Source organism: Paenibacillus sp. XP01 (assembly GCF_057364885.1).
The window spans coordinates 982,998-1,002,481 of the sequence record NZ_CP139481.1; the positions used below are offsets into that span (position 1 = coordinate 982,998).

Annotated in this window: 18 protein-coding genes and 1 riboswitch; of the genes, 12 read left to right on the forward strand and 6 right to left on the reverse strand. The window is 53.7% G+C overall.

Features of this window, described 5'->3' with window-relative positions:
• The first annotated feature begins 98 nt into the window (after positions 1-98).
• From SNR34_RS04490 to SNR34_RS04500, 3 genes are all read left to right on the forward strand, one after another.
• Positions 99-722 carry a deoxynucleoside kinase gene (locus SNR34_RS04490; RefSeq protein WP_236420693.1) on the forward strand — a complete coding sequence of 208 codons (624 nt, stop codon included), beginning with the start codon at positions 99-101 and terminating at the stop codon, positions 720-722.
• Positions 719-1,375, forward strand: a complete 657-nt coding sequence (locus SNR34_RS04495; protein ID WP_486181245.1) for a deoxynucleoside kinase — start codon at positions 719-721, stop codon at positions 1,373-1,375. Before SNR34_RS04490 ends, SNR34_RS04495 begins: the two co-directional genes overlap by 4 nt.
• Positions 1,376-1,583: 208 nt before the next feature.
• The gene (locus tag SNR34_RS04500) at positions 1,584-2,060 is read left to right on the forward strand and encodes a hypothetical protein (RefSeq protein WP_486181246.1); all 477 of its coding nucleotides are present in this window, start codon (positions 1,584-1,586) and stop codon (positions 2,058-2,060) included.
• Between the two features lie 747 nt (positions 2,061-2,807).
• On the opposite strand, the gene SNR34_RS04505 is transcribed toward SNR34_RS04500, so the two are convergent.
• The 5 genes from SNR34_RS04505 to thiM form a co-directional block, all read right to left on the reverse strand.
• A complete protein-coding gene (locus tag SNR34_RS04505) occupies positions 2,808-2,903 on the reverse strand; it encodes a hypothetical protein (RefSeq protein ID WP_356724477.1) in 96 nt (31 codons plus the stop codon).
• Positions 2,904-3,044: 141 nt separating this feature from the next.
• Positions 3,045-3,791: a MerR family transcriptional regulator gene (locus tag SNR34_RS04510; protein WP_236420696.1), complete on the reverse strand. Its 747-nt coding sequence runs from the start codon at positions 3,789-3,791 to the stop codon at positions 3,045-3,047.
• Positions 3,792-4,030: 239 nt separating this feature from the next.
• Positions 4,031-4,696: a thiamine phosphate synthase gene (gene thiE, locus SNR34_RS04515; RefSeq protein ID WP_486181247.1), complete on the reverse strand. Its 666-nt coding sequence runs from the start codon at positions 4,694-4,696 to the stop codon at positions 4,031-4,033.
• Positions 4,696-5,508 carry a bifunctional hydroxymethylpyrimidine kinase/phosphomethylpyrimidine kinase gene (gene thiD, locus SNR34_RS04520; RefSeq protein WP_486181248.1) on the reverse strand — a complete coding sequence of 271 codons (813 nt, stop codon included), beginning with the start codon at positions 5,506-5,508 and terminating at the stop codon, positions 4,696-4,698. Before thiD ends, thiE begins: the two co-directional genes overlap by 1 nt.
• Positions 5,505-6,335: a hydroxyethylthiazole kinase gene (gene thiM / locus SNR34_RS04525; RefSeq protein ID WP_438286887.1), complete on the reverse strand. Its 831-nt coding sequence runs from the start codon at positions 6,333-6,335 to the stop codon at positions 5,505-5,507. Before thiM ends, thiD begins: the two co-directional genes overlap by 4 nt.
• A 253-nt stretch (positions 6,336-6,588) precedes the next feature.
• Positions 6,589-6,688: riboswitch (TPP riboswitch) on the reverse strand.
• Positions 6,689-6,906: 218 nt separating this feature from the next.
• Between thiM and SNR34_RS04530 the strand changes: the two genes are divergently transcribed.
• The 9 genes from SNR34_RS04530 to SNR34_RS04570 all read left to right on the forward strand — a co-directional run bounded on the left by SNR34_RS04530 (position 6,907) and on the right by SNR34_RS04570 (position 16,981).
• Positions 6,907-7,782 carry a radical SAM/SPASM domain-containing protein gene (locus SNR34_RS04530; protein WP_236420700.1) on the forward strand — a complete coding sequence of 292 codons (876 nt, stop codon included), beginning with the start codon at positions 6,907-6,909 and terminating at the stop codon, positions 7,780-7,782.
• Between the two features lie 322 nt (positions 7,783-8,104).
• On the forward strand, positions 8,105-8,773 hold the full coding sequence (locus SNR34_RS04535) for a pectate lyase (protein WP_486181249.1): 669 nt from the start codon (positions 8,105-8,107) through the stop codon (positions 8,771-8,773).
• Between the two features lie 514 nt (positions 8,774-9,287).
• Positions 9,288-9,881, forward strand: a complete 594-nt coding sequence (locus SNR34_RS04540; protein ID WP_486181250.1) for an ECF transporter S component — start codon at positions 9,288-9,290, stop codon at positions 9,879-9,881.
• Complete coding sequence (locus SNR34_RS04545; RefSeq protein WP_486181251.1) at positions 9,882-11,357, forward strand: ABC transporter ATP-binding protein; 1,476 nt, start codon at positions 9,882-9,884, stop codon at positions 11,355-11,357.
• Positions 11,332-12,126, forward strand: coding sequence for an energy-coupling factor transporter transmembrane component T family protein (locus SNR34_RS04550; RefSeq protein ID WP_236420703.1), 795 nt, complete (start codon positions 11,332-11,334; stop codon positions 12,124-12,126). The genes SNR34_RS04545 and SNR34_RS04550 overlap by 26 nt, the downstream gene beginning before the upstream one ends.
• 140 nt (positions 12,127-12,266) lie before the next feature.
• Positions 12,267-14,531 carry an outer membrane protein assembly factor BamB family protein gene (locus tag SNR34_RS04555; RefSeq protein ID WP_486181252.1) on the forward strand — a complete coding sequence of 755 codons (2,265 nt, stop codon included), beginning with the start codon at positions 12,267-12,269 and terminating at the stop codon, positions 14,529-14,531.
• Positions 14,532-14,662: 131 nt separating this feature from the next.
• Positions 14,663-15,445, forward strand: coding sequence for a methionine ABC transporter ATP-binding protein (locus SNR34_RS04560; RefSeq protein ID WP_236420705.1), 783 nt, complete (start codon positions 14,663-14,665; stop codon positions 15,443-15,445).
• Positions 15,435-16,103 (forward strand): methionine ABC transporter permease, encoded by a 669-nt coding sequence (locus SNR34_RS04565; RefSeq protein WP_236420706.1) that lies wholly within the window; start codon positions 15,435-15,437, stop codon positions 16,101-16,103. Before SNR34_RS04560 ends, SNR34_RS04565 begins: the two co-directional genes overlap by 11 nt.
• Positions 16,104-16,144: 41 nt before the next feature.
• Positions 16,145-16,981, forward strand: coding sequence for a MetQ/NlpA family ABC transporter substrate-binding protein (locus SNR34_RS04570; RefSeq protein ID WP_236420707.1), 837 nt, complete (start codon positions 16,145-16,147; stop codon positions 16,979-16,981).
• Between the two features lie 417 nt (positions 16,982-17,398).
• Here SNR34_RS04570 and SNR34_RS04575 read toward each other — a convergent pair whose 3' ends face one another.
• Positions 17,399-18,628, reverse strand: a complete 1,230-nt coding sequence (locus SNR34_RS04575) for a nitrate/nitrite transporter (RefSeq protein WP_343262223.1) — start codon at positions 18,626-18,628, stop codon at positions 17,399-17,401.
• Between the last annotated feature and the right edge of the window lie 856 nt (positions 18,629-19,484).

A 19,484-nucleotide genomic window follows, 5' to 3' on the forward strand; every position in this document is an offset into this window, starting at 1 on the left:
AAAAATAAAACCGGGCTACTCGGAAGCTGTGATACAATAGGTGGGGTCTACATTAGAGACGGTCACACGCAAAAGGTATGAGGAGGAACAGGCACACAATGAACGCAGCCCCGTTTATTGCCGTGGAGGGTCCGATCGGAGCGGGGAAAACAACGTTGGCAACGATGCTTTCCCAAGAGTTCAACCTTCCATTGGTCAAGGAAATCGTAGAGGAGAATCCGTTTTTGGCTTCCTTCTATCAAAATATCGATGAGTGGAGTTTTCAGCTGGAAATGTTTTTCCTGTGCAACCGGGTCAAGCAATTGGAAGACACGGGCCTTCAATATATTGCCCAGCAAAAACCCGTTATTTCGGATTATCATATCTATAAAAACATGATTTTTGCGAGTCGGACGCTGAAGGGCCCGAAACGGGACAAGTATCAGCAAATTTATCATTTGCTGACCGATGACTTGCCCAAGCCAAATGTCGTCATTTATATCGAAGCTGAGCTGGACACGCTCATGTACCGCATTAACAAACGAGGCCGTTCTTTCGAACAGGACATGGACCCTGCATATATGGAGCAATTGATCGCGGATTACAAAACGGGCATGGCTGCGCTCGCGGCACAGCCCAACCCTCCGGCCATTCTGAAGGTAGATGCGGAGCAGCTGGATTTCGTGGAATATCCTGAACATTTCAGGCAGATCGTCAATCAGGTAAAGGAGTATATCATATGAATAAATACGGCATTCCGGCGAATGCGTTGATCACCGTTGCAGGCACGGTCGGCGTGGGCAAGTCCACATTGACCGCTGCCCTGGCCGAGCGGCTGAATTTCAAAACCTCCCTGGAACAGGTCGACCATAACCCGTACCTGGAGAAATTTTATCACGATTTCGAACGATGGAGTTTCCATCTGCAAATCTATTTTTTGGCTGAACGTTTCAAGGAGCAGAAGAAAATTTTTGAACTTGGCGGCGGTTTCGTACAGGATCGTTCCATTTACGAGGACACCGGCATTTTTGCGAAAATGCATGCCGATCAGGGCACGATGTCTGCCACGGATTTCGAAACCTACAGCAGTTTGTTCGAAGCAATGGTGATGACGCCGTATTTCCCGCATCCGGATGTGCTGATCTATTTGGAAGGCAGCTTGCCATCGATCCTGAACCGGATTCAGATCCGCGGGAGAGAGATGGAAATTCAGACGGACCGTTCCTACTGGGAGCACATGCATGAACGCTACTCCGTATGGATCGACCAGTTCACGGCTTGCCCCGTGCTGCGCCTGAACATCGACGAATACGACGTGCACGACCAAGCCTCACTGGACGATATTTTGAAACAGATTGCATCGGTCATTCAGCTGTCCCAAGCCACCAAAGCCTGATTGATTTCTCATCGTACGGAAGGAAACCTCTTGCTCTACGTTGATGACACGTTATGCGTGGATTCGCGAAAGGCAGGAGGTTTTTTGTCGTTTAAGCTAGGCCTATAGATTTATATAGCTAGAAAAATGTTGAATTAAAGGATATCATGTGTTTTTATGTAAGAGGTGAATTCTGGAATTTTTATTAGTTTAGGAGGAGTAAAGGAAAGTGGAAAGTGAAAAAAGAATCAGCATTGTTTTACCCATCGTGGGCGCATTGATCGCTGCCGTTCTGGGCGGAGCGTTGTGGGCTGTCATAGCCGCGCAAACGGAAAAGGAAATCGGTTTAATTGCGATCGTGATCGGAGCAATGGCGGGATATGCCGTCGTGTTGTTCTCCAACAAACGAATCGCGACGATTCATAAGATCATTGCGGTCGTTTTTTCGCTCGTGGGCATTTTGCTCGGGAAATATTTCACCGTAACGTATTTCGCTGCCGAGATCAACGATACAAGCGTGATGGACCTAGTGTTCACGGGTGAGATGATCTCCGCGTTCGCTGAAACCATTCAGGAGTATTTCAGTGATCCGCTGGATGCACTATTCATTTTGCTGGCCGTGGTATCGGCTTGGCGAATTCCGGGCCGTATGGCCAAAACGAGCTTGGCGTCGGAAGCATCTTCGGGGGAGGCGCCGAGAGCGTAACGTTTTCTACGGCAAGTCTATAGCTAGCGAGATAGGTATATGACGGAAGCGTATCTTCGGGGAATTTTTTGGTTGGCTATATAAAACGCAAAAAACCTATACACGTTAACGGAGAGGCAGAAGCAACCTGGACAGCGAAGCGTTCTAAAAGCTTTCTGAAGAAAAGCTGCAGCGGTGGGATTGCAGCGATTGGAAGATGGTACTGCACTCGCGGTGGCCTTGTGTGATGGATTAGTGCGGTTTATATCGTTGGATAACGAAGGGATCACAAACCGGAGCGAATGGCGCATTCACCAGCGTTGTTTGCATTGCGGCCGGGAGTGTGAGACGAAGTTATGCTCGAAATGGCCTATATCATTAAACCAGTTCCGTAAATGGACGAAGAAAACTGCAAAAAGGAGTGAATGGCACGGTGGAAGCATTACCGTGTGAATTCACTCCTTTTTTATCTCTAACGAATCTCAGGCATCTTATATGGCCGGAAAACGTGACTCCACGCGGCTAACGAACCTCAGACACGCTAATATGGGCAAAATGAAGTCTAAGCATATCATATCGGGCAAATAGCGTGTGCAGGGTTCGTTAGAGCACGGCAGCGGCCTAAATTGGCCAAATAGGGTGTGTCAGGTTCGTTACATTTCGGTGTACATGGGAATCCCCGAAAAGCGCGATGAAAAGCAGACGAAAGCATGATAAAAGGCATGGTTAATAGTACGACGAAAATGATGAGGACGTCCGCCGTTTGAGTCAACAGCCTGGCCCGGCAAAGGTGCATCGAAACGTTTCCGCGATCGAATCCATTTCCTGCCTCTGTCCAGGTGCCGCCTTCAGCTTCACGAGCATCAATTTCCGCGACAGCTAGGGAGTGGGATCAAGCGAATGGACTTGGGTTGCGTCGACCAGCTTGCTCAACTGCAGGATCCGCCGCCATAGGCAATCGAGCAGCAGACTGTGGTACAGGTTGTAGGCCAGTAGGTTGGATGCCTATGGAGTCACCCGGTCGGCATACGCGGCCATCGCGTCACGCATAAATACGGCCAGCCCTTCGCCGAATTTGTCGATATTGCGGGTAAAACGCTCGTCGTCCACGTACATTTGTCCCAATCCGCGGAAAGCCTCCGGCGAATAACTTCCCATTTCGTTCAGGAAATCGTACCAAGCGGCAATCGCGGTTTGTGCTTCCTCGGAAGAAGGTGACAGATGGCGCAATGCTGCGAGGTTGCGGTAAATTTCATTCATTCGCTCGCCCAGAGCCTGCTGCTCTTGCGGAGACTGTTGTCCCAAGCGGGCATGCGCCTGGTCTACTGCTTCATTTCCCCAGCGCTGCCGGGCCTCCTGTTCATATGGGTTCCGGCTGAAATCAAAGCCTTCGAATTGTTCTTTGGCCGTCATGTGAATCTCTCCTTTCCAGTGTTGAACGGTTTTATCGATCGTGGCAATCATACGATCGATCCGGTCCCGTCTTTCCAGTAAAATGCGGCGGTGCATGTGAAACGCTTCCTCCCGATCGAAGGAAGGGTCGCTCAGGATATCCTTGATTTCTTTTAAAGAAAAGTCGAGCTCCTTGAAAAACAAAATTTGCTGCAGCTTTTCCAGATTGGCGTCCGAGTACAGACGATATCCGGATGAAGTGGTTTCGTCCGGAGTCAGCAGCCCGATCTCGTCATAGTGATGCAGCGTGCGCACGCTGATTCCGACGAGCTCGGAGACCTCCTTTACTTTCATGGCCATGAAATCCAACCTCCTTACACCACCGATTGTACAGGGTCACGTTACGTGAGAGTCAACAGGGAAAAAAATGTTCCAGCGAAGCATTTTCAGCCATAAATTTTGGTTTATGGGTGTATCGCCGAAGCATTCGCGGTGAGCAGCCGCGCCAAACCGAAAGCAAGCTTGAGTGTATAACCCGGCAATCACTCGGACCTTGGTGCGCGGGGCCTCATGATGTATGGGGATGCGCGTGTGCGCGGCTATGCCTGCATCCCGCGCACCACAGCCGCCAGCTCCGCAGCGGCTGCGCGCACGTCGGCCGCGCCTGCGACGGCGGAGATGACGGCCACGCCGTCAGCCCCCGCCGCCATGACGGCGGCCGCGGTATCGGCTGCAATGCCGCCGATACCGACCAGCGGAACCGCGATGCCTGCGGCGCGCAGTTCCGCAATCCCGGCGGGGCCCAGCACGGCGTGGGCATCCGCCTTCGAGCGCGTCGGATACATCGGCCCGACGCCAAGGTAGTCGGCGCCCGCCTGCACGGCACGGCGCGCCTCGGTCACGGAGTGGGCGGATACGCCAAGCATCCGCCCGGGTCCGATGCGGGCGCGCACCAGCGCCGCGTCCGCATCGTCCTGGCCGACGTGCACGCCGTCGGCCTGCAGGGCCACGGCCAGCTCCACGTCATCGTTCACGATGAACGGGATGCCATGCTGGCCGCACACCTCGCGCAGGCGCTCCGCAAGCGCGATGCGCGCCGTGCCCGTCAGGGCGCCAGTTCCTTTCTCGCGGAACTGGAACAGCGTGATGCCGCCAGCAATAGCCTGGCGCAGCACCTCAACCGGGTCATGGGTCGCATTCACACTGCCCATGACCAGATACAGCCGCATGGCGCGGCGCACCCTTTCCATGTCCAATCGTTCCATTACAACGCACCCCGCAATCTGCGCCCATACGCAAAATGGTTCGTCGGCCCGTGGCCTGCACCGATGCCGAGCTCATCCTCAATCGCCGCCTGTATGAAAGCACGAGCCGTTTCCACCGCTTCAGGCACCGCCGATCCTTTCGCCAATTCAGCCGCAATCGCCGCCGAGAAAGTGCAGCCCGTACCATGGGTATGACGCGTCAGAACGCGTGGGTTCTCGAAATAATGAAAGGAATGTCCATCATACAGCACATCCACGACGGAGCCGTGATCGCCTGCATGGCCGCCTTTGATCAAGACGTAGGCAGAGCCCATCTGCACGATGCGCCGTGCCGCTTCTTCCCGCGAAGCCAAACCGCCAATGGACATGCCTGCGAGCAGCTCGGCCTCCGGAATGTTGGGCGTGGTTACCAACGCAAGCGGCAACAAATCCGAAATGAGCGTCTGCACCGCTTGCTGCTGGAGCAGGGGGGCACCGCCCTTGGCGACCATGACCGGATCGATGACCAGTTTGGGCCAGCGATACGTCCGGCATTTTTCCGCGACAATCCGGATCAGGTCCGCGCTGAACAACATGCCGGTCTTGACGGCGCCTGGATAGAGGTCGGTTCCGATCGAGTCGAGCTGCGCGGCCACGCCTTCGTTCGGAACAGCGAAAACACCTTGTACACCGAGGGTGTTCTGCGCAGTGATGGCGGTGATTACACTCATGCCGTACACGCCGAGCTCCTGAAAAGTTTTCAGGTCGGCTTGAATGCCCGCGCCGCCGCCGCTGTCCGAACCGGCAATCGTGAGAGCTTGCGGGGTCGTCATCGTGCACCTCCGGCAGCTTGCCGAATTTGCGACCGTTCTGTCACCAGTGCCGGCGTGACTTGTGCCAGTTGGTTCAGCAGCTCGATTTGGAAGCTGCCGGGACCTTGTTGTGCCGTTCGTTCTGCCGCTTGTTCGGCGGCTATGCCGTAGAAGGCCAGCGCTTCGGCAATGCTGTCTAATCGTTCGCGCCCAGGCTCCGCAATCGCGGCAAACGCCCCGATGACCGAACTCAGCAGGCACCCGGCTCCGGTGACACGGGTGAGCAGGGCATGACCATTGCCGATCACGTAAGTGGTTTCGCCGTCGGACACCACGTCTTCCTGACCGGTTACGGCTGCGATGCAGCCGAGCTGCTTAGCGGCCCGCTCCGCAATGTGGATGCGGTCGCCTTTACCATGTCCTGCATCCACGCCTTTAATCTCCCAGTTCTCCCCGATGACGTTGGCCACCTCGGCGACATTGCCGCGCAGCACGGTTAGCTGCAGTTCATGAACAAGCTTGCGTGCCGTTTCGGTGCGATAGGCCGTGGCTCCTGCGCCAACCGGGTCGAACACGACGGGCACGCTGTGGGTATTGGCTGCGCGTCCGGCAAGACGAATCGACGTCACGACGTCCTCATTCAACGTACCGATGTTAAGCACGACGGCTCCGGCCATTTTGGCAACGTCGGCGACCTCTTCATGAGCGTACGCCATGAAAGGAGAGGCGCCCAATGCAAGCAGGCCGTTGGCGGTAAAAGGGGCTACGACAATGTTGGTAATGTTATGGACCAACGGATTTTGGGTACGAACGCGTTCCAAATAGGACATATGTGAATGCCTCCTCATCAAGAATAGGTATTTCTGCGCGCTGGTTTCCGGATCGCAGGAAGATCAGTGAAGGGATGACTGGAAATAAATTCTGTCGCGGTGTGTTCGGCAACAACGATCGCATTGCGCGTTCTGGCATCTGCCCAATCGCCCGATGCGCCCCGTGACAAACAAAGCCCCTCCCATTTCCAAGGAAACGGGAGGGGCTTTTCAACGCAAATAGGGATACATGTCTTACGCAAGCCATACCCCTTGCATAATGTATTAATTGGTAAAGTCCGCTCCACTTCCCTACGCTGGTATGATCCAGATCAGGTTCAAAGGGTCCGAAAATCATTCGTCTCAGCCGTGAGGCTCCCCTAGTGACTGTTTGCAGCTTATGCAGTTGTGCATTCAGCATACCTCACAAGTGAGGATGGTGTAAATAGGACCCGGAGGGGCGAGATCCTTTCCCGCTGGAGCTGGAGAAATCCGTAAGTCGATTTACCTTGCTTGCGGAACCCGATATAATAATAAAGGCGCATTTTGGCCGCATCACGAATGAAGTCGGGAAGGGACTCATCCCCCTGACTGGAATGGGGACCACGCATTGAAAACGTTCAAAAAGGTTTATATAGAGATCACGAGCATTTGCAACCTGGCCTGCAGCTTCTGTCCGCAGACGAAGCGAGCCAAAGGATTTATTGATCCGGAAACGTTCAGCATGGTGCTGGATCAGATCAAGCCGCATTCAAGTTACATCTATCTGCATGTCAAAGGCGAACCGCTGCTTCATCCCAAAATCGATTTGCTGCTGGACATCGCCCATGAGAAGGGTTTCAAAGTGAATATTACGACGAACGGAACGTTGCTGCCGAAGACGAGACACAAGCTGCTCGGCAAGCCGGCGCTGCGCCAGATGAACTTTTCCCTGCACAGTTTCGACGGGCATGAGGGCTCCAAAGATCGCGAAGGGTACCTGAGCAACATCTTTTCGTTTGTGCATGAAGCGACGAAGCATAACGTCATCGTGTCGTTCAGATTGTGGAATTTGACGCAGGACAATTTCACGAATGCCCAGAAGCAGCGCAACCGCGAAACGCTCGATCACTTGGAGCGAGAATTTAATCTGGATTATAAAATCGAGGAAAAGGTCGTACCGGGCAGCGGCGTCAAAATCGCGCCGAACGTGTACCTGAACCAGGACCATGAATTTCAGTGGCCAAGCCTGGATGCGCCGGAGGATGACGGTAAAGGATTTTGCCATGCGTTGCGCACGCAAGCCGCGGTGCTTGTGGATGGAACGGTGGTTCCGTGCTGCCTGGACGGCGAAGGCGTCATTAATTTGGGGAACGTGCATGAACGTTCCTTCTCGGAGATTGTGGAAGGCGAGCGCGCCAACAATCTGTTCTATGGTTTTTCGAGACGCGAAGCGGTGGAGGAGCTTTGCCGCAAATGCGGATACCGCCAGCGGTTCGGTGCGTAGGATTGGATTTTGAATAAAAAGACGGGGACGGCTTGATTTCAAGTCGGCCCTTGTTGTCTTTCATCTGAAGGAAAATAAGGTAATTCCAGCACACCGAGAGTTAACAACGGCAGATGCGATGTTCGGAACGGGTACGGATAGGTCTCATTTTCTCAGAGCTGGCGTGAATGTCGGAGAGATGTGAACTACGGATTATTCTTGGAACGTTCCTTTCCTGATAGGATGAGGTTGCGGCCAGGACAAGCGGAGCTGTGCATCTGCGAGGCTTGCCGACAAACCGCCCGTAATGGCGGAAAATCCGATCGCCAAGGAGGAATTCATGATGAAAAAAATGTTGACCGTACTTTTGTCCGCCGGTTTGGTTGCCTCATTGTTTGCTGTGATTCCCGCAGCGGCAGCGCCCGAAATCGTCAAAACGACGATTATCGTCAAAAAGGGCGAAACGTACGACGGCAAGGGGAAAAGCGTGGCTGCCGATCCGAACACGTTGGGAGACGGAAGCCAGGCTGAGAACCAGAAGCCCATTTTCAGGCTTGAAGCAGGCGCAACCTTGAAAAACGTAGTCATTGAAGCTCCTGCTGCCGACGGCGTTCATTGTTATGGCAGCTGCAATATCGAAAACGTGACCTGGAAGGATGTCGGCGAGGACGCGCTAACCCTGAAATCCTCCGGCACCGTTAACATAACGGGCGGAGCGGCGTATAAGGCGTACGACAAAGTATTTCAGATGAATGCCTCGGGAACGATCAACATCAAAAATTTCAGGGCAGACGACATCGGCAAACTGGTGCGCCAAAACGGAGGCACCTCTTATCAGGTTACGATGAATGTGGACAACTCCAACATCTCCAACGTCAAGGATTCGATTCTGCGCACGGACAGCAGCTCGACCGTCGGCAAAATCACCAATACGCGGTATTCCAAGGTGCCTACGCTCTTCAAAGGGTTCGCCTCCGGCAAAACGAGCCAATCGGGCAATACGCAATACTGAATCATCAGCGACGCGATTGCCAGAGAGTCATCTCTAATGTTCAAGAGTCTTGCCTGACCTTTGCGCCAACGATTGCCGATTCTACCGAAGGCATTCCTGTGATGGGGGTGCCTTCACTATCGCTCGTGCATAAATGGGGAATGATTCGGGATTGCCACAAATACCCTTCTGTTGTACAGTATAACCATTGAAATAACGAAAGCCGGGAGCTCAATGAAGTTGGGCTGAGAGGGTGGCCTTGTGCCGCTGACCGTATCTGATCTGGGTAATGCCAGCGTAGAGAACCATTCGATCCATGATGGGGAAAATAAACACGCAATTCGTGCACACAACGTCTCATGAATTCGGCAGCATATCCTTTGCCTTATTCCTGAATGGGATAAGTGTGGGTTGTCCTGTTTATGTGCCATTTTCCGCCCATGTTTCGTCAACTGTACGCATGGCCTGCCCGATATCGGGGAGGCTTTTTTGTTATTTTCAAACTACTGATGATAAGAGAAGGGGAGTAGAGAAAATGGTAAATGCGGGGAGCAGCAACAAATTAAGATTAACGGATATTTTGGTCACGATCGTGATCGCGGTTGTATTCGGGGTGATCTACAAAATATGGGGACCGACCTATGATCTGATGAAACCGTTCGGCGTGCATGCCGAGCAGATGATCTACGGCATGTGGTTCATGGCGGGAACGTTTGCCTTTCTCGTCATTCGCAAGCCGGGCGTTGCCATTCTGGCCGAGGTTGCGGCCTCCACGGTCAGCGCTTTCCTCGGCAGCGAATGGGGCATGTCCACGCTTGTATACGGGCTGCTGCAAGGGCTGGGCGCGGAAATTTTCTTTGCGGCATTCCTGTATCGGAAAACGAATTTGCCCGTGACCTGCCTGGCCGCCATCGGGGCAGGACTTGCTTCGCTCATGCTGGATTACCAATACGGGTACATCGAGTCCCTCTCGACTTGGAACTACACCCTGTTTATCGGGTTCCGCCTGATCGGCAGCGCCGTGATCGCAGGCGTATTTGCCTATTATTTGGCGAAGGCACTGGAGCTGACCGGCGTGACCCGTACGTTAAGACCTGCATCGAAGCAGGATTATGAGGCATTGGATTAAATGCACAGGCAAGAATGCGTGCGGGAAACCGGGCTAGCAGCGGGCATCGTGAACTTGAGATGCAAGTTTCCCGGGGAACAGGGCCTGTTGTTTCAAGGGCTTTCTTTATCGGTGAGCCAAGGAGAGAAGGTGCTGCTGCTGGGAGCAAGCGGATCGGGAAAATCCACGTTGCTGCAAATATTGAGCGGAATCATTCCGCATGCGGTGGAGATGCCCATGAAGTGTGACGACATTCTGGTGCCAAAGCGGGCAGGCATCGTGTTCCAGGACCCGGATGCCCAGTTCTGCATGTCGCATACGGATGAGGAAATTGCATTCGTGCTGGAGAACCGGAACGTTCCTCGGGAGCAAATGGCAGCGCGGATCGGCCTTGCTTTGCAGCAGGTCGGGCTGGCCTTCGAGGGCCATCGTGCTCCGATCCAATCCCTGTCTCAGGGCATGAAGCAGCGGCTGGCCATTGCTTCGATTCTTGCGCTGGAACCGGACGTATTGTTCATGGACGAACCGACGGCGCTGTTGGACGGGGAAGGCACGTCGCAGGTCTGGGATACGGTGAAACGGATCGCCCATAACAAAACCTTGATCATCGTGGAACACAAAATCGACGAAATCGTGGACTGGGTCGATCGGATCGTCGTGCTGTCCCCCGAAGGGCAGATCGCCGCGGACGGTCCGGCAGCGCAAATATTTGCGGAGCAGCGGGACCTGCTCAGGTCATATGGCATTTGGTACCCGGGCGTATGGGAGGAACAGGGACAGCAGGCAGGGAGCGCGGCAGAGCCTGAACCTGCCGTGCGGCAACGACTTCGCGAGGAACCTGTACTGGAGCTGCGCGACGTCATCGGATGGCGGGGCAGCACCGAGGTGATCCGGGTCAACAAGCTGGAAGTCCGCCCCGGCGATTGGATCGGCGTCGTTGGGGCCAACGGTGCCGGCAAAAGTTCGTTGCTGCTGTCCATGATGCATATTCTGAAAACGACGGGGGACTATCGCGTGATGGGGAAACCCGCCGGCACGACGCAGCAGCTGGCGGAACGGATGGCCTTTGTGTTTCAGAACCCGGAATTCCAGTTCGTGACGAACTCGGTTGTGGACGAAGTGGAATTTTCGCTGCTCGGTACCGCAATGTCACCTGCTGAGAGGCAAGCAAATACGCTGGGCATGCTGGAGGAATTCGGGCTTGCGGCATTGGCAGACCGCCATCCGTATCAATTGTCCATGGGGCAGAAACGGCGGCTGAGCGTAGCTTCTGCCCTCATACGCGGCCAGCGCATCCTGCTGCTGGATGAGCCGACGTTTGGGCAGGATGCCCGCAATACGTTCGCGATGCTGTCAAGGCTTGACGAACTTAGACGGAAAGGGACGGCTATCGTGATGGTGACCCATGACAGCGAAATCGTAAGCAGGTACTGTACCCGGACTTGGAAGGTTGATGGAGGGAGGGTCATGGATGCAGCTGTCTTTTCCCCATCGTGAGACATGGCTTCATCACGTCAATCCCGGGTTGAAGATGGTCGTGCTGACGCTGCTGTTCATATACGTCATTTTCATCCACAATTTAAACGTGATGGCGAATACGGCCGTGGCAATGCTGTTGCTTCTGATCTGGAGCGGCCATCCATGGCGCAGGCTGCTCTTGTATGCTTCGCCGTTCATCCTCGTGTTTATCTCCACGTCGACGGGCATGATGATGTTCGGGAAAGGAGAGACGACGTGGTTCCGGTATGGCCTGATCCATGTGACCGAAGAGAGCTTCTATCGCGGCTTGCATCTCGGTTTCCGTTCGCTCTGCATGGCTGCTGCCGGATTGCTGTTCGGTTTGACGACCCGTCCCGTCCGGCTGTTCTATTCCCTGATGCAGCAGTGGAGGCTTCCGCCTAAATATGCCTACAGTTTCCTTGCGGCAATGCGCATGATCCCGATTCTGCTGGATGAATTCCAAACGCTGCGGTATGCGATTCGCATCCGCGGCATGGGTGGCCGGCGATCGCGCTGGAACATCTACGGCACCCTGAAACGTTATGCGATTCCACTGCTGGCCCAGAGCATTCGCCGCGCCCAGCGGATGGCGGTGGCCATGCAGGCGAAGGGGTTCGCCGAAGGCGCAAGCCGGACGTATTATGTTCCGGTCGGGTACTCCCGGACAGACACCTGGTTTCTTTTGTACATGGTCATCTCGTTCTTGCTGGCTTATCTGGCTGGCGTGGGTTACCCTTATCAACCGGAAATGGTGGATGTAAGGTAGGTCGCAGGAATTCCGGCAATGCACGCTTAGAATGATATGTCTTTTTGCAAACCGGTAACTTTTTGCCGGGTCCAAACGTCCTTATTTGGAAATAACTTCAATACAAAAAGGCGAAGACCTTGGTGAATGGAGGCCAAAACATGCGGACGAAAAGATATGGGCGGTTGGGAATCGCCGGGGCTGTGGCCGTAATCGCGGCCGGAAGCATCCTGTTGAACATGAATACAACGGTCGTGGGCGCGAAAAACGAGGGAGGCGCTCAGCAGGTACAGCTTGCTTCAGCCGCATTCAAACGGGGAGACACCGTTGCGCTTCCCGCAAACGTTCCTTTGTTTTCGAACATAAAGGACAGCAGCGTGGCCGCCGATTTGATGAAAATCAAGAACTATACGGCAAATGGAGCTAAGTTGAAAGTGAATGCCGTCAAGGACGATTGGATTCAAAGCAAAGACGAGATCAACGGAGAGCAGTGGTTGCCGGCATGGTATGCGACGAAAGATGCGGCCAGCATCAAACCCGTTTCTCCGCGCACGTTCAATCTCCGGCCTGGAAGCAAGTTTTATCTTTATCCCGGCAGCGCTACGGTCTGGGATGCTGGACCTGCGCTCGAGAAAAAGGCGTTTATCGTCGCACAGCAGGGGCAGTGGTACGGCGTTTCGCTGGCTCCCCGCATCTGGAACGCGGATTTTTATTCGTTCCGGCCGTCCATGCAATGGATTCAAGCCAAAGACGTGTCGCAGCAGGAGGATATCCCGGACGGGTGGATGAAGTCCGAATCTCCTCTGTCGACGGGCCAGGTGCGCCATCTGACGGATATTCTGATCCATAAGGGAGATACGGAAAAGCAGATCGCGAAGCGGCTTGGCGAACCGGATTGGACCGAGCATTCCCCGAACCTGAGCCAGACCGGCGACCCGATGCGAATAGGGGAAACGTGGCGATACGAGCATGAAGACGGGCAGGTGCTTTTGACGTTTACTCCGGAAGGCAAGCTGGAGAGAATGCATTGGAATTTGCCGCAGAATGGCAGCAATCCCGGGAAGGTTAGTGCAGAAACGGAACGCAGCGATCGTTATGAGTTTACGTCCCGGATGGATGGCAAGGCGCTGGCGGCAACGTTGCCTTGGGAGCCGTTATGGGTCAATCAAGGCGACATTAATTATACGTTCCTTCAGGCAGGGAATGAAGATGTTCTGTTGATCAAAGGCGATGACGGCGGATTCAGCGGTTTTTACCATGAAGGCTCCGTTTATGCACTGGATCGGCATACAGGCAAAAAGCTGTGGCAGATCAATACCGGCTTCGGCATGTTCCTGACGAAACTTGATGCAAGCCGCGAGTATGTGACGCTGTATGCCGACTATGATCCGGCTGAAAGAGATTACGTGCATCGGATACGTCATATTCGCCTGAGGGACGGGAAGGTGATGTGGGAGCGGACGGCCAAGCAAGGTTTCGAAGGTAACACGGTTACTGCTGCCGCGAATGTTGTGGTTGTGGAGGACCAGGTGCAATCGGACGGCAAAAAAGCCCGTATTACCGTACTGAATGCAAAGAACGGAAAAACATTGTGGACGCTGAACCTGAGCGGGGAATATCGCCTTTTGAACGAAGGAGCCGACGATCCTTACGTCCTGTACTGGAATAAAAATAAACTGGTTGCCGCAGAACCTTATACGGGCAAGGTGGTTTGGAGCAAACCGGCGAAAAAGTCGACGATCGACGATCCGCAGCACGATCCTTACTTCGACGGCATCCAACGGCTGGATCCTTTCGCTGATGCTTCACAGGAGCGCTGGATGCTGCTGGATGATCAGTGGGTGTTGATCGACCTGAAGACCGGGGAGGAACAGGCGAAGTTCGCAGCCCGGAATGGGCAGCGTTTCGAGGTGTTGAACGACGGTCGCCTGCTCATCCGGGAAAACCAAAACGGTCAAAATTACGGAGATGTCCATGACTATAGCACGACATTATTCGACCCGAAAAGCAACAAAAAGCTATGGGCGATCGAAGGAAAGTTCGACCGTGGATTGGTGGAAGGGAATCGAGTTTATGGCGTCTTGAACGGTTTTCCGGCGGCATTGGATTACGATTCGGGCAGCGTAGTGTGGAACGTCGAAGAGGAAGGGGTCGCGATTCCGATGCTGCTCAATCAGGGAAGCTACGTTCTTGCGGGCGACCAGCTTCTGCTGCCTCGGGGGGATGACCTGCTGGTACTGGACAAAAATACCGGAAAGATCGGCGGACGCATCCACGATATCGTCATGGGTACGCCGGAGCATCGGGATCGGGATGCCAAAAACGGCACGATGAACCGCATCGGCGATGACATTTATATCGGATCGGCCAATGGACGCTTCGGTCTCTATTCGGCAGACACGCTATCAGCGAACATCTCGCGCTAAGGCTTGTCTCCCGCCAAAGGATGATTTATTATAGATGAACAGGATTGCTCGCGCTCCGGTTATCGGCTGTGCGGGCTTTTCTCCATGTGTTCTGAAGAACCATGCATGATCCTATCGCGGGGGGAAGCTCCATGATTTCATTATACGGCGTGAGCAAGCGTTACAGCGAACGCGGATCTCGTACGGATCAAGGATTCGAAGCGCTCAGCGCAGTGTCGCTGGAAGTGGGCCAAGGCGAAATCCACGGCATCATCGGCTCGAGCGGGGCGGGGAAATCCACGTTGCTGCGCATGCTGAACGGGCTCGAGAAGCCGGACGAGGGCGAAGTGGTCGTGAACGGCCAGCGATTTACAGGCATGAACGAACGGGCGCTCCGAGAAGCTCGTCGATCGATCGGCATGATCTTTCAGCATTTCAACCTGGTCAGCAACCGGACGGTGATCGGCAACGTGTGCATGCCGTTGGAGCTTGCGCGCATGCCGAAATCCGACCGGGTTGCGCGCGGCTTGGACGTGCTGCGGTTTGTCGGCCTGGAAGACAAAGCCCGGCAGTACCCGGCCCAGCTAAGCGGGGGGCAGAAGCAGCGCGTGGCCATTGCAAGAGCGATTGCGAGCCGTCCGGACTTGCTTCTCTGCGACGAGCCGACGTCCGCGCTTGATCCGCAAACGACGAGCGGAATCATTGACTTGCTGCGTCATGTCAATGCATCGCTGGGCGTCACCGTCGTGCTCGTGACCCATGAGATGGAGGTAGCACGGCAGCTGTGCCATCGCATTTCCGTGATGCGGGAAGGACGGATCGCGAAGACGTTATCCGAGGCGGAGGTACGCAGCATTCCCGCTCCCGGTCCGGATATGCTCACCGCATTGCTGAAAGGTGATGCCTTAACGGGAGGTGGCAGGAATGATACCTGACATCGTGCTGCAATATCAGCATGAAATCTGGCAGGCGATTGGAGAGACCTTCGTCATGGTGGGCATTTCCATTGCGGCTGCCGTTCTGATCGGTTTGCCCCTTGGCACGCTGCTTTACCTGTTCAGGAAAGGACAGCGTTACGAGAATCGACCGTTATTCACGATCTTGGGGAGCCTGGTGAATATCATCCGTTCGTTCCCGTTTCTGCTGCTCGTGGTGTTCATGATTCCGTTCACGCGCATGGTTGTCGGCACGTCGATCGGCACGCTGGCCGCGACGGTGCCGCTGTCGGTGATTGCGATCGCCTATTATGCACGGCTTGCGGAGCAAGCATTGCTCGACGTACCCAAAGGCGTGCTGGAGGCTGCGGCTTCGATGGGGGCTTCGACGATGCAGTTGGTGTTCAAGTTCCTGTATGTCGAAGCACGCTCAAGTCTTGTGCTGGGCTTGACCACCGCAACGATCAGTTTCATTTCCTATTCCACGGTCATGGGGATCGTGGGGGGAGGCGGCGTTGGCGATTTTGCCATTCGTTACGGTTATCAGCGCTTTGAAACAGAGCTTATGGCATTTACGATCATTATCATGATCATCCTGGTCCAAGCGATCCAATATACGGGCACGCGGCTGTCCCGCTGGATTGACCGCAGATCGTGATCCAACAAACAGATTATTTACGAGAAGGGGTTATTACATTGATGAAAGCAAAATGGATGCTGCTGGTACTGGCACTGATGCTCGTGCTGGCCGGTTGCGGCAAAAAAGAGGAAACACCTGCGGCGGAAGGCAACGCAAACGGTTCTGACGCCAAACAGGAAGTGACACTGAAAGTAGCGACCCTGATTCCACCAATGACAGACGTGCTTGATATTGTGAAGCCTTTGCTGAAGGAAGACGGCGTGAACCTGGAAGTGGTGGTTCTGTCCGATAACGTGCAGCCGAACACGGCGCTTGCCAACAAGGAAGTAGACGCCAACTTCTTCCAACATGTGCCTTATATGGAGCAGTACAACGAAGCGAACAACGCTACCTTGGTGCCGGTTCAACCGATTTACAACGCGATTTACGGCGCATACTCCAAAAAGTACAAATCGATGGACGAGCTGCCCGAAGGCGCGACGATCGCGATCGCGAACGATCCATCCAACATCGGACGTTCCCTTGTGATGCTGGAGCAGAACGGCATTATCAAGCTGAAGGAAGGCGTTGGATTTAACGCTACCCAGGCCGATATCGTGGAGAACAAAAAGAACTACAAGTTTGAAGAGGTCGACCTGCTGATGCTGGCCCGCATGATGGATGACGCCGACCTGGTTGCCATGACCCCGGCTTACGCTAGCCCGCTGGGTCTTACGCCAAAGAAGGATGCATTGCTCACCGAAAAGGATGATTCCCATTTTGCAATTACGCTGGTTGCCCGGGAAGACAACAAGGATTCGGAGGCGATCCAGAAGCTGGCGAAACGCATGGCCGGCCCGGAAGTGAAAGCCTTCTTTGAAAAAAATTACGCGGATATCGCCATTCCTGCATTTTAAAAAAAGTGCGTCAAAGGCCCGAGCCGAATAGGCTCGGGCCTTTTTTTCGGGGTAAGTATTCATCAAATAACGAGAATGGGAGTCCTTGATGAGATGGCTACCGAATTGCTAAAGAACCTGACACACGTTCTTTCACGGAAATGGGCCAAGTTTGTGCTCTAATGAACCTGTGACACGCTATTCCGGGGAAATAATCTTGTTTTTCCTGTTGTGACCGTAAATAGAGTGTCTGAGGTTCGTAAGGATTGGAAAAGGATGCAAACCGGCGAAATAAGGTGTCTGAGATTCGTTAGCGCTCCGGGACAGAAACTGTCGACGCGTTCATTCTGCATTTTCTTCGTGATCGGAGAGAACCGTACCAAAGAAAAAGCCGCAAGCGCGGCTCTCCTTAGGTAAATCATTGGAACTCGGGCCTGATTAAGCAGAGAAAGAGGTTGATTCATTTTTAGCTGCCAGCGAGTTTTTAAGCCAGTGGGCACGCCATTTGGACTGCATGACCAGCACAAGCGCCATGGAGGCGGCCGCGATCAAACTAAGGATGACAAAGCCCGGAGTATAGGATTGGTACGTGCTGTAGAGTTGACCGAGAATCAGCGGAAGGGCGTATCCCCCGATTCCGCCTGCCGCGCCGACAATGCCGGTCATCAGCCCGATTTCGTTGCCGAATCGCTGCGGCACAAGCTGGAAGACGGAGCCGTTCCCGGCGCCCAGACACATCATACCCAGGAAAAGCATGACAACGACGACAGGCAATGGCGGCAGAAAGGACACGCCGATTAACATGATGCAAGCTCCCATGTACAGGTATGTCAGCATGCGGGTACCGCCGAGTTTGTCGGCCAGGAATCCGCCGACGGGGCGGAAGAAGCTTCCCGCGATGATGCAAAAGGTTGTAATATCGGCTGCATGCACCGCAGACAGGCCGTATTGCGTGTTGAAAAAGATGGTCAAATAGTTGGCCAGGCCGACGAATCCGCCAAAGGTGACGCAGTAGAAGGCGCAGAACACCCAGGCGTCACGCTGCTTCAACAGGCTGCTGTATTCGGACAGCTTTTTGGGAGCAGGCCGGTTGGGGCTGTTGCGGGCAAATAGGGAGAAAAAGACGAAGACGATTACGATCGGGATCAGTGCAAGGCCGAACACGATTTCCCAGCTGCCGAAATGGGTAGCCAATCGATTGGCAAAGAGGGTTGCGAGCACGGTTCCGCTATTCCCGGCACCGGCGATCCCCATGGCCAGCCCCTGATGTTCCTTAGGATACCATTGGCCGGCAAGCGGAAGCGCTGCGGCGAAAGATGCGCCGGCAATGCCTAACAGCAGGGCGACGACATACAGCTGGTTCAGGGAGTCGACCCACAGCCAGCCCAGCAGCAGCGGAATGACGGTGACGCCCATTCCGATCTGCGCAGTGAGTTTGGGGCCGATGTAGTCGGACATAAAACCTAACACGAGTCGAAGAATCGAACCGCCGAGGATGGGCAAAGCGACCAGGTTGGCTTTTTCCACCGGAGTCATCGGGTAATCCATCGCAATAACGACGGCGAGTGGGCCCAACATGCCCCAGATCATAAAACTGATGTCGAAATACAGGAATGCACCGAACAAAGTAGGCTTGTGGCCGCTTTTCCAAAAACTTTTCCTCTCCATCATCATTCATCGCTCCTCATCCTATTGATCATTCTCTAGTATTTTGTGATCCGTGCATGACTTCAGGCAGAAAAGGCCGCAATTCGTCCAGAAAGCTGAACGAGTTGCGGCCCCATTGCCGACAGGCGGTTCACGTCATTGTGCCCCGCACCTGTTATGATCACTGCACTGTGATTTTGATTCAAATTATAAAAAGTCTTGAATCATATGTCAACTAAAATAACATTATTTTTGAAAAAATTATATTTTAGTGATTTTTAAGATGTTTCATGTGATGTTAAATGACATAAAAAGTAGTTGAGTGAATATGGGGATTATGCTTAGTGAACTACTCTGATTTACCTGGTAGTCAAAGTTAGAGCTTCTTGGGATCAGCCAGCAGGATGACCGCCAATGTATCCGTTGTTGGAAAAGGAAGGGGGCTACATATCGTTTGTTCATTCCAAATCATTGAATTTAATAGAATAAAAAGGAGAATCGGGAATGGGACGATTCGGCTGTTTTTGCATTGGAGGAATTCAAGCAATAAAGGTTACGGAAATGTAATTAATTCGCTTTCTTTTCTTGTTATATGCACTTTAAAGGGGGTGATTCGCAAGAACTAGATTGTTTAAACCCAATCGATTTCCAATTTTAAGGGGGTGAAATTTACGCTTGGGTCGGCTATCGTAAGAAAGTGCTCGCTTGTCGGTGAACACGACTTTTCTCAGCGATGAGCAGGGGCTCATGATATGGGCAGGTTGGACAAAGCGAGCTTACATTTTCTTGTATACATGTATTCAAAATGTGCGCGAGGAAATGATCAAAGAAAGAGAAGGAGAGCATAACAACATGAACAGAAGTATCAACAGAGCTC

What these genes read in the sequence shown, in the direction of transcription:
- SNR34_RS04545 (WP_486181251.1), top strand. Translation starts at nt 9,882, where the DNA reads ATGCACAGGCAAGAATGCGTGCGGGAAACCGGGCTAGCAGCGGGCATC.
- SNR34_RS04575 (WP_343262223.1), bottom strand. Translation starts at nt 18,628, where the DNA reads ATGGAGAGGAAAAGTTTTTGGAAAAGCGGCCACAAGCCTACTTTGTTC.
- SNR34_RS04560 (WP_236420705.1), top strand. Translation starts at nt 14,663, where the DNA reads ATGATTTCATTATACGGCGTGAGCAAGCGTTACAGCGAACGCGGATCT.
- SNR34_RS04555 (WP_486181252.1), top strand. Translation starts at nt 12,267, where the DNA reads ATGCGGACGAAAAGATATGGGCGGTTGGGAATCGCCGGGGCTGTGGCC.
- thiM (WP_438286887.1), bottom strand. Translation starts at nt 6,335, where the DNA reads ATGAGGAGGCATTCACATATGTCCTATTTGGAACGCGTTCGTACCCAA.
- SNR34_RS04535 (WP_486181249.1), top strand. Translation starts at nt 8,105, where the DNA reads ATGAAAAAAATGTTGACCGTACTTTTGTCCGCCGGTTTGGTTGCCTCA.
- SNR34_RS04505 (WP_356724477.1), bottom strand. Translation starts at nt 2,903, where the DNA reads ATGCTCGTGAAGCTGAAGGCGGCACCTGGACAGAGGCAGGAAATGGAT.
- SNR34_RS04540 (WP_486181250.1), top strand. Translation starts at nt 9,288, where the DNA reads ATGGTAAATGCGGGGAGCAGCAACAAATTAAGATTAACGGATATTTTG.
- SNR34_RS04495 (WP_486181245.1), top strand. Translation starts at nt 719, where the DNA reads ATGAATAAATACGGCATTCCGGCGAATGCGTTGATCACCGTTGCAGGC.
- thiE (WP_486181247.1), bottom strand. Translation starts at nt 4,696, where the DNA reads ATGGAACGATTGGACATGGAAAGGGTGCGCCGCGCCATGCGGCTGTAT.
- SNR34_RS04510 (WP_236420696.1), bottom strand. Translation starts at nt 3,791, where the DNA reads ATGGCCATGAAAGTAAAGGAGGTCTCCGAGCTCGTCGGAATCAGCGTG.
- SNR34_RS04550 (WP_236420703.1), top strand. Translation starts at nt 11,332, where the DNA reads ATGCAGCTGTCTTTTCCCCATCGTGAGACATGGCTTCATCACGTCAAT.
- SNR34_RS04490 (WP_236420693.1), top strand. Translation starts at nt 99, where the DNA reads ATGAACGCAGCCCCGTTTATTGCCGTGGAGGGTCCGATCGGAGCGGGG.
- SNR34_RS04570 (WP_236420707.1), top strand. Translation starts at nt 16,145, where the DNA reads ATGAAAGCAAAATGGATGCTGCTGGTACTGGCACTGATGCTCGTGCTG.
- SNR34_RS04565 (WP_236420706.1), top strand. Translation starts at nt 15,435, where the DNA reads ATGATACCTGACATCGTGCTGCAATATCAGCATGAAATCTGGCAGGCG.
- thiD (WP_486181248.1), bottom strand. Translation starts at nt 5,508, where the DNA reads ATGACGACCCCGCAAGCTCTCACGATTGCCGGTTCGGACAGCGGCGGC.